Source organism: Thauera terpenica 58Eu (assembly GCF_000443165.1).
Taxonomy (GTDB): domain Bacteria; phylum Pseudomonadota; class Gammaproteobacteria; order Burkholderiales; family Rhodocyclaceae; genus Thauera; species Thauera terpenica.
The window spans coordinates 1-1,585 of sequence record NZ_ATJV01000117.1 but is presented as its reverse complement, the minus strand read 5'-3'; the positions used below and the strand labels follow the sequence as shown (position 1 = coordinate 1,585).

Sequence of the window (1,585 nt, the reverse complement as noted above, 5' to 3'; positions counted from 1 at the left end):
TTCACGGCCCGGCGCCCCGGCAAGCCGGATTTCCGGCGCGTGTGCGACGTCATGGTGCGGCTCCCGCGCATGCGCCCTCCTTCCGCCGCAGCGAAATGATCTCGAGTCAAGGCGTTCGGTAACCGGATTCGCGTCATGGCGAAGCCACCGCACACAGGCGCGCCTGGACGGTGACGAACACCTTCACATGCGCGGCGACGCCGCGCCCGAAGTCCAGCACCAGGCGGCGAGCGTGTTCGACGAACTTCGCCGCCCGGTACATTACCTCCTGCAACACCGTCTTGATGCGCCGGCGCTTGGCCGGGTGGCGGATCGGCGAGATGTCGCCGGTCAGCCCGAGCTGCCCGATCAGGCGCAGGCAGTTGTAGGCGAATGCGGCCAGGTGCACGACCGCGTCGTTGGTGTCGAACTTGCCCGAGGGCAGACGCTCGAGGTCCAGATCGGTCTTGATCTCGGAGTGGAACTGCTCGTGGGTGCCGTGGTGCTTGTAGAGCTCGATCACGTCGGCCATCGGCACATCGAGGCTGGTCCACCAGCCTTCGATCTCGATCTCGGGGGCCAGCAGGTGCTGGCCCTTCTTGTCGATCGTGCGCTCGGTCACCCGCACCACCAGGCGCAGCGTGCGCTTGGCCTTCTTCCAGGCGCGCTCCACCTGCAGATCGAGCAGTCCCACGCGCTTGCCCGCGCGGACCTCCTCGAAGACGCCGGCGGCCTCGGCGCGGGCGACCCAGGCGGCCTTGTTCTGGCGGCGCGGATTCCACTTGGTGAGGTAATCGAACGAGCGCTCAAGACCGGCCCAGCGTTCGCGCTCGGCCGCCAGCGCGAACAGCAGCCGGGCGCTGTCGAAACCGCTGTCGGCGCGCCACAGCACCTTCGCGTGCGCGGCGCACACGCGCTCGAGGCGCGGAAAGACCCGCTCGAAGAAATACTCCGTCTCCAGCGCCGAGTGGTGAGACCCCGCGCGCAGCTCCAGGCCCAGGTTCCAGCCCTCGTTGCCCAGGTAGAGCGCGATCGGCGTGTAGCCGTCGACGCCCTGGTAGGTGCGGCTGACCGCTTCCTTTTTGGTGTCGGAATTGTCCATCACGAAGGTATCCATGTCGGCGCACACGTAACCCTTGTGCGCCGTGATCGGCGCCTCGGTGCGCTCGAGCAGGCGCAGGCTCAGCTCGTCGGTCAGCTCACGCAGCTCGGCCGCACGGGCATCGAGCCGCTGGCGCATCCACACGCTGCCGGGCACCTTGGCAAGCCCGAGCGCCTCCTTGAAGAAGCGATCGCTGCGAAACGGCTCGATCGCCTCGAAGTCGCTCTTGCCCAGGCTCAGCAGCCCCACCATCGACTTGACCAGATCCGATGTGCGCATGCCCTGCGACACCGGCAGCCTCGGGTCGATCACCGCCTCCACCTGCGCCGCCTGGCAGCACTGCCCGATCAGCGCCAGCCCCGAGTAGGAGGTCAGGTTGAGCTTGGCGGATTGCTTGACTTCGAAGCGCGGCATGGTCGGTTGGGTGAAGGGTTCGGATGCGTAATTATACAATTACATCAATGCGTTAGGATGGAATCCGGGCTGAGCGAACACGGATTCAGG

The 1,585-nt window shown here is 66.6% G+C and carries 1 protein-coding gene; it reads right to left on the bottom strand.

Annotation, left to right across the window (positions count from 1 at the left end):
* Positions 1–133: 133 nt before the first annotated feature.
* Entirely contained in the window at positions 134–1,495 is a 1,362-nt protein-coding gene (locus M622_RS38480; protein ID WP_021251069.1) for an IS1380-like element ISAzo40 family transposase, read from the bottom strand.
* Between the last annotated feature and the right edge of the window lie 90 nt (positions 1,496–1,585).